The organism is Streptomyces sp. NPDC007875, from assembly GCF_042868035.1.
Classification (GTDB): domain Bacteria; phylum Actinomycetota; class Actinomycetes; order Streptomycetales; family Streptomycetaceae; genus Streptomyces; species Streptomyces antimycoticus.
In genome coordinates this window covers 206,652-213,447 of record NZ_JBIADZ010000002.1, presented here as the reverse complement: position 1 = coordinate 213,447, position 6,796 = coordinate 206,652, and the positions used below count along the sequence as shown (strand labels likewise).

Below are 6,796 nucleotides of genomic sequence, written 5' to 3'. Positions count from 1 at the left end.
GCTTCCTGGGGGTACCCGACGGGGTGCCCTTGGCGGAGTCCTGGTCCGAGTCCTGGCCGGGCTTGGCCGCGGAGGTGGGGGATTGCGTGGCGCTCGCGGAGGGGGATGAGGACGAGGAGTTGGTGTCGCCGTCCTGGCAGGCGGTGAGCCCGAAGGCGGCGACGGCGATCAGCATGGCGGCGGCGGTCTTGCGGGCGTGGCGGACTGTGGTGCGGTGCGACATCTTCATTCCCGTTCGCTCGACGTGGTGTTTCGGCTTCGTGAGAACAAGACTGTCGGGCGCCGCTGATGATCTATCGCTGTACGGCTAACGCTCCGCTAACGTCCGAGGCGGACCGTCGGCAGTTCGGTCGCGAGCGACGGCAAACGGTCTGCCCGCCGCATCGTCCGCACCGCGTACTGTCGATGCTGTCGATCACGGCTTTGCTGGGGAATGCTGGTGGCCTGCGCCCGCGCTGAGAGTCGTCTGTCCCGCCGGTGAACGAAGGATCCGCTATGCCTGAGCGACCGATCCTGGTCTTTGACGTCAACGAAACCCTGCTCAACCTGGACGCGCTCCGTCCCGCCTTCGACAGGATTTTCAACGACCCCGGCGCCATGCGCCTGTGGTTCGCCAACCTGGTCACCTACTCCGAGGCGCTCACGCTCAGCGGAGCGTACGTTCCGTTCACCGACATCGGCGGTGCCGTGCTCCGGATGCTCGCTGCCACACGCGACATCACGATCAGTGACGCAGACGGTGCCGAGCTCACAGAGCGGTTTGCCGCCATGCCGCCCCATCCCGAAGTCCCGGCGGCCCTGCGCCGGCTCCGCGACCACGGGTTCCGGCTGTTCACGCTCACCAACAACACGCTGGAGGTCTCCGAGCGGCAACTGGAGCGGGCGGGTGTGATCGATCTGTTCGAGCGCCGCTTCAGCGTCGAGACCGTACGACGCCATAAGCCGGCGCCGGAGGTGTACCAGGGGGTGGCCGCCGCGCTCGAGGCCGATCCTGGGGACATCTGCATGATCGCGTGCCACGTCTGGGACACGATCGGCGCTGCGGCCGCCGGTTGGCAGTCCGCGCTCATCCTCCGCGAGGGCAACGCGCCACTCGACGTCGGCCCGCAGCCCGACTACATCGGGCAGGACCTCGATGCGATCGCCGACCGGCTGATCGAGCGGTGGGGCGGTTGCGGCCCGGATCGAGGGTCGGATCGAGGCCATGGCCGTTGACGCTGTGCCGAGGGCTCGATGGGACAGCGGGGGAGTGGGCGTGCGCGTCGCCACTCGCCGCCATCACTCCAGCGGTCCTGCGCCCTCGTTCTTCCAGGGAGTGACGACTACCTGGTCCGGGTCCTCGTAGATGATCTTTCCTGGGTTCGATGATTCGATTCGCTCGCACGCGACTTCATGCCGGGCGAGGATCTTCAGGTAGCCGTCCACCCGGGCGATCAGTTCCAGGGCGGTGGTTTTGAACCACGCCACGGCTCCTGGGTTCAGTTCGGGGTCGTAGACCGAGGGATCGACCTCGGCGGGGTTGGCGAAGTTGGCGTTGAACCAGTCGTTGCCCGCTCGCCAGAATCGATGTTCCTCGTCACTCAGTTGGCCTGCCCGTGCGAGGCCGTTGGCCAGTGCGAAGACACCGGGGAAGTGGCCTCGCGGGCTTCGGACCGTCCCCTGAAACCTCAGGTATAACGCGTCACTCACGGCCGCACCTGCTGGGGCAAGGTGAGGATTTCGGCTCCGTCGTTGGTGATGGCGATCGTGTGCTCACTGTGCGCCGTCCGGCAGCCTGTCGCGCTTCGGAGGGTCCAGCCATCGGCGTCGGTGACGAGCTGGGCGGTGTCCGCCATCACCCACGGCTCCAGTGCCAGCAGCAGCCCAGGCCGCAGTTTGTAACCGCGGCCGGGCCGACCGGTGTTCGACACGTGCGGGTCCTGGTGCATCGTCGATCCGATGCCATGACCGCCGAACTCGGTGTTGATCGGGTACCCCGCCTGGCTGAGGACCGTGCCGATGGCATGGGAGATGTCGCCGATGCGAGCCCCGGGCCCGGCGGCGGCGATCCCCGCGGCCAGTGCGCGTTCGGTCGCGTCGATCATCGCGACGCTCTCCGGGGGCTTCGCGTCGCCCACGATGAAGCTGATGGCGGCGTCTGCGGCGACTCCGGCCTTGGAGACGGCGAGGTCGAGTGTCAGCAGGTCGCCGTCGGCCAGCGTGTAGTCGTGCGGCCGTCCGTGGAGCACGGCGTCGTTGACGGCCGTGCAGATGTAGTGGCCGAACGGGCCGCGTCCGAAGGACGGCTCGTAGTCGACGTAGCAGGACAGCGCCCCCGCCTCGACGATCATGGCCTTGGCCCACCGATCGATGTCCAGAAGGTTCGTGCCGACCGCGCTACGGCCCTTCAGCGTGTGCAGGATGTCGGCGACCAGAGCGCCTGTGTCCTTTGCTCGGGTCAGTTCGGTGGGGCTCAGGATCTCGATCATGCGGCGTCCTTCTCACGTACTCATGTAACCAATAACTATACCGGCCTTACTATACCGGTATTAGAATCGGGGCCATGGTCAGGTTGCCGCTCACTCCCGCAGAGGTCGAGCGCGGGCAGCGCCTCGGCGCCCTCCTCCGTCGGGCCAGGGGGGAGCGTTCGATGCTCGATACCGCGCTGGACGCAGGTGTCTCACCAGAGACCCTTCGGAAGATCGAGTCCGGTCGCGTAGCCACCCCTGCCTTCCCGACCATCGCGGCGATCGCCGATGTCCTCGGCCTTTCGCTCGATGAGGTGTGGGCCGAGATCAACCAGCCTGACGGCGAGGTCGAACCCACAGGATCAGGTCGCACCGCACGCGAGCGGTTGGCCTCCTGAGTCTCGGTCCCGCAGCTCCATCGCATCGACCGGCTCTCTCAGCGCGTGCCGACCCAACGCTGGATGGCGGTGTCGAGCTCCTTGAGGACGGCGTCGTCGGACGAAGCGGTGTCGCGTGAGGTGGTCCAGATGATGACACCGTCCGGACGTACGAACAGGCTGGGCGGTGATGTGTCGGAGGCGGGGTCGGCGACGTAGGTGATCCTGTGTTCCAGCGGGCGTACGGCCTGGGCGAAGCGGCCGTCGGGGGAACGGTCGACGAGGACGAAGCGGCCGTCGTGGGCGTGGTCGGCGAGCCGGCCGCCGGAGGACAACGCGACGTCTCCGGCGATCGATCCGACCGGTGCCGCCGCCTTGTCGGCGATCCCGTCGGGAACGCCGTCAGCGACCTTGTCGGTGAGGTTGTCGGTGACGTCGTAGCGCTGGGTGATCCCCGACGTCAGCGCGACCACGCGGTTCATCACGCCCGGCACCGTGAACAGTTCCTCGCCGACGACCTTGCGCAGCTGCGCGGTGCGTTCGTCGCCGCGCATCAGAGCGACCTGCGCTCGCGTCCAGTCGAGGACCCACGCCGCGATCGGGTGGCGTTCGCTCTCGTAGGTGTCGAGCAGTCCGGCCGGAGCGTATCCGTGCACGGTCGCGGCGAGCTTCCAGCCGAGGTTGGCGGCGTCGCCCAGGCCGAGGTTCAGTCCCTGGCCGCTGAACGGCGAGTGCACGTGCGCGGCATCGCCCGCGAGGAGCACCCGGCCGTGCCGGTAGGACTGGGCCTGCCGGGCATTGTCGGACCAGCGGGTCGCCCGGCCGCGAAGGCCGTTGAGCGTCACGTTGACACCGGTGACGTCGCGTACGGCCTGCTGTAGTTCCTCGAGTGTGACGGGGGCGTCGCGGTCCTGCGGCTGCGGGCCGAAGCGGGCGACGAGAATGCGCCCGGGGATCGGGCCGTAGGCGTAGATTCCGCGGGGCGTCCAGGTCCAGCCGCGGCTCAGCCCGCTGGGGTCATCGAAGTCGGCGACCGCCTGGTATCCCACCATCTGCGGGTCGGTGCCGACGAAGCCGATGCCCAGTTGCCTGCGGATCGCGCTGCGGCCGCCGTCGGCGGCCACGACCCACCCGGCCGTCATCTCACCCGCGCTGGTCTCCACCACGACATCGGCGTCGACGTCGTCGTCGTCCGTAAGGTTCGCGTCCGCGCCGCGCACACCGTGGACCTCGATACCGCGGCGCACCTCTACGCCGAGACGGGCGCAGTGGGCCCCGAGCAGCAGTTCGAGGTCGTGCTGGGGAACAAGGATGCCGTTGGCCGCCGAGGTGTGCCGGGCCAGCACCGGGTCGCCCTGATCGACCAGCTCATTGCGGAACAGCATGCCCGCGAAGTGTCCGGCGACCGGGAAGCGGTGCGCGGCACGCTCGAGGCGCGCGCTCCGCTCGTGCGAGTTCTCCTCGTGCGAGTCCGGCTGGTTCACGAAGGCGTTCTTACGGCCGGCGAAGGCGACGACGGATGCGAGCAGCCGGCGCTGTACGTCCTCCGCGGCCGGGAGCAACCCGCGCCGGTCGAGGATTTCGGCGCTGGCGACATTGATCGACCCGGCCTTGATCGTCGGATCGGGCTCCTGGAGCCGCTCCAGAACCGTCACCCGCACGCCCAGGAGGGCCAGTTCGCCGGCGAGGAAGAGGCCCGTGGGGCCGGCTCCGACAACGATCACATCGGTGCGCTGCATGGCAAGCTCCTGATCCTTACTTGGTAAACTTACCGGGTAAGGGTAACGAGGAAGGTTAGCGTTGTCACATGCCGAATCGAGGGGACCGCGGCGGAGCACAGACCCGGGCTCGCATCGCCTCCGTCGCAACTCAGCTGTTCTTGGAGCGCGGGTTCGATGACGTGACCATCAACGAGGTCGCCGCAGCCGCCGGAGTGTCGAAGGTGACGGTCTTCGCGCACTTCGACCGCAAAGAGGACCTCCTGTTCGACCGCTTTCCGGACGCCCTCGACACCATGCGGGCCGTGATCCGTGAGCGCGCGGACCACATCGATCCCGTCGAAGCGATGCGCCAAGCCGCCCTCGCGCTGGCCGCGCAACGCCATGTGCTGTCCGGGCTGGGGGAGGGAGTCGAGCCGTTCATGCGCACCCTGATGGCCTCTCCCGCGCTGATCGCACGACTCCGCCTCTTCGCGTCCGAGATGGAGGAGGCGCTTGCGGCGGAACTCGACGCCGACGCTCGCTTCTCCGGCGACGGCGCGCTGACCGCGGCCTTGCTTGTAGCCGCATACCGCACGGTTGCCGTCGAAACGGTGCGGCGGCGACTTGCCGGAGGGGATATCGACGAGATCAGTGCGGCGCATCAAAGCCGTCTGGCGTTCGCCTTCGATGCGTTGGCCGGCGGATTGCCCAGCGTCGGGTGATGAGCTTCGGGGGCCGGTGAGGCCGGGGCGGAGCACTTTAAGTTAGGTAAGCCTAAGTTTCTGCTCTGTGCTGCGGTGTCATGAGCTGGTGGCGGCTGGTCGCGGTGAGCCCTTTCCTGCGCTCTTGTGCTGGTGGTGCTGTTCGCCGGGGTGATCGTCGGCGGGCTGCTGGTCGCCAGGGATGCGCTGGTCGATGACTATCCGCCCCGCGATCCGTGAGCGCTACGGCCCGCAGGGCGCGCGGGGGAAGCGGGCGGCCGGGGTCATGGGCACGTTGAACGCGGTGCATGGCCGAGTACCGGGACTACGGCTTCCGCTGGCGGGTGCTCGTTCCCCGGCCCGTCCCCTGGCCGCTGCTGACGATCCTCGGGTACGGGGCGGTCGTCGGAGCCGTCTCGGTCGTGGCCGGGGTTCTTCGCTGAGTCGGTGTGGGGAGGGTGGATTTCCCTTAGCGGGGAGAACGACGTAGAGTTACGTTCATCGACGCGGGGTGGAGCAGCTCGGTAGCTCGCTGGGCTCATAACCCAGAGGTCGCAGGTTCAAATCCTGTCCCCGCTACTCAGGTACCGAGGGCCCGGCACTTTTCCAGTGCCGGGCCCTCGGTCGTTCGGTCATCTCGTGGTTCGAGCAGCGGTCCCCGCAGCGTCCCGCCGCGGTTTCCGCCGCCGCCCCGTCGCCGCCGTCAGTGCGTGACCTTCCAGCTCACCGGCCGCTTGGTGTCATCGCCTGTGCTGTACGTCACCACCGACGGCCGTATGCCGTTCGGTACCAGGAACACCTTGCACAGGGAGACCTTCGCCCCCACCGCGAAGTCGTCCGGGTCCTTGCCGGGACATTCCGCCACCTCGGTGTCGCCGGTGATGAGCGGCTGGTCGTCCACACCGTTGGTGTCTTCGAGCCCGGTGGGGGTGTTGAGGAAGGGGTAGTGGAGGGAGTTCTCTCCGACGTTCTCGAAAGCCATGGTGACGTAGTACGGCTGGGTCGTCCGTACGTCGGACGGTTCCGTGCCCGCCTTTTTCAGCTCCGCATGTGTGCCCTTGCGCACGCTCACCGCCGTGACTCGCAGGGCGCCCCGCATATGGTCCGAGCCGCGCTTGTAGGTGATCGATGTGGGCTCGCCGAGCCGGAGCGTCTTGCCGCCGTCGCCGTCGGTGGCCAGGTCGGCGCGGGTCGCGGACTGCCGTCGGCCGGAGCCGGACGCGGCCGTGTCGTCCTCACAGCCGGCGGTGGCGAGGCCGAGGAGGGTGACGCCGAGGGCGCAGACGAGAGCGGCCCGGAATCGGGTGGCGCGAGGCGGGCGGTTGAGCATGGATGGTCCCCCGTGGCTGGTCGTGGTCGGTGACGACGTCGGGCGGGCGGCGGTGGCCGGAGGTGGTGTCGAAGAGCCTCAGGTGCTGGCCTCAGGCCGGTCCCAGATGGATACGCCGGCGCCGGAGCGTCAGCTCACCGTGTCGGTTCCCCTTGAGGTGATCCTGTCACCGCAGATCATCATGGGCGTGACAAAACCACTGGTTGAGGCTGTGATCAACTCGCAGCGGCCCTGAGACGAG

The 6,796-nt window shown here is 68.2% G+C and carries 9 protein-coding genes, 1 tRNA gene and 1 pseudogene; 6 read left to right on the top strand and 5 right to left on the bottom strand.

Translation table 11 applies throughout. From position 1 onward, the window contains the following. Nucleotides 1-223 (bottom strand): annotated as a pseudogene (locus tag ACFYOY_RS04705) (hypothetical protein); the annotation flags it as partial. Between the two features lie 272 nt (nucleotides 224-495). Here ACFYOY_RS04705 and ACFYOY_RS04700 point away from each other — a divergent pair. Further along, a complete protein-coding gene (locus ACFYOY_RS04700) occupies nucleotides 496-1,215 on the top strand; it encodes a haloacid dehalogenase type II (protein ID WP_351883801.1) in 720 nt (239 codons plus the stop codon). A gap of 63 nt (nucleotides 1,216-1,278) precedes the next feature. Here ACFYOY_RS04700 and ACFYOY_RS04695 read toward each other — a convergent pair whose 3' ends face one another. Both ACFYOY_RS04695 and map read right to left on the bottom strand, forming a co-directional pair. Next, nucleotides 1,279-1,689, bottom strand: coding sequence for a hypothetical protein (locus tag ACFYOY_RS04695; protein ID WP_351883803.1), 411 nt, complete (start codon nucleotides 1,687-1,689; stop codon nucleotides 1,279-1,281). Next, complete coding sequence (gene map / locus ACFYOY_RS04690; protein ID WP_351883805.1) at nucleotides 1,686-2,468, bottom strand: type I methionyl aminopeptidase; 783 nt, start codon at nucleotides 2,466-2,468, stop codon at nucleotides 1,686-1,688. Before map ends, ACFYOY_RS04695 begins: the two co-directional genes overlap by 4 nt. Nucleotides 2,469-2,542: 74 nt before the next feature. On the opposite strand from map, the gene ACFYOY_RS04685 reads away from it, so the two are divergent. Then, entirely contained in the window at nucleotides 2,543-2,845 is a 303-nt protein-coding gene (locus ACFYOY_RS04685) for a helix-turn-helix domain-containing protein (RefSeq protein ID WP_208515130.1), read from the top strand. A 38-nt stretch (nucleotides 2,846-2,883) separates the two neighbouring features. Here the strand turns inward: ACFYOY_RS04685 and ACFYOY_RS04680 are convergent, their stop codons facing one another. Then, nucleotides 2,884-4,563, bottom strand: coding sequence for an FAD-dependent oxidoreductase (locus tag ACFYOY_RS04680; protein ID WP_351883807.1), 1,680 nt, complete (start codon nucleotides 4,561-4,563; stop codon nucleotides 2,884-2,886). Nucleotides 4,564-4,631: 68 nt separating this feature from the next. Here ACFYOY_RS04680 and ACFYOY_RS04675 point away from each other — a divergent pair, with 68 nt between their 5' ends. From ACFYOY_RS04675 to ACFYOY_RS04665, 3 genes are all read left to right on the top strand, one after another. Further along, nucleotides 4,632-5,246: a helix-turn-helix domain-containing protein gene (locus tag ACFYOY_RS04675; protein ID WP_351883809.1), complete on the top strand. Its 615-nt coding sequence runs from the start codon at nucleotides 4,632-4,634 to the stop codon at nucleotides 5,244-5,246. 287 nt (nucleotides 5,247-5,533) lie between these two features. Beyond that, nucleotides 5,534-5,668, top strand: coding sequence for a hypothetical protein (locus ACFYOY_RS04670; protein WP_351883811.1), 135 nt, complete (start codon nucleotides 5,534-5,536; stop codon nucleotides 5,666-5,668). Nucleotides 5,669-5,730: 62 nt separating this feature from the next. After that, a tRNA-Met gene (locus ACFYOY_RS04665) sits at nucleotides 5,731-5,804 on the top strand. Nucleotides 5,805-5,928: 124 nt separating this feature from the next. Here ACFYOY_RS04665 and ACFYOY_RS04660 read toward each other — a convergent pair. Further along, a complete protein-coding gene (locus ACFYOY_RS04660) occupies nucleotides 5,929-6,555 on the bottom strand; it encodes a hypothetical protein (protein WP_351883813.1) in 627 nt (208 codons plus the stop codon). Between ACFYOY_RS04660 and ACFYOY_RS04655 the strand changes: the two genes are divergently transcribed. After that, the gene (locus tag ACFYOY_RS04655; RefSeq protein WP_351883815.1) at nucleotides 6,554-6,790 is read left to right on the top strand and encodes a hypothetical protein; all 237 of its coding nucleotides are present in this window, start codon (nucleotides 6,554-6,556) and stop codon (nucleotides 6,788-6,790) included. The two genes, ACFYOY_RS04660 and ACFYOY_RS04655, sit on opposite strands and share 2 nt — an antisense overlap. The last annotated feature ends 6 nt before the right edge of the window (nucleotides 6,791-6,796 follow it).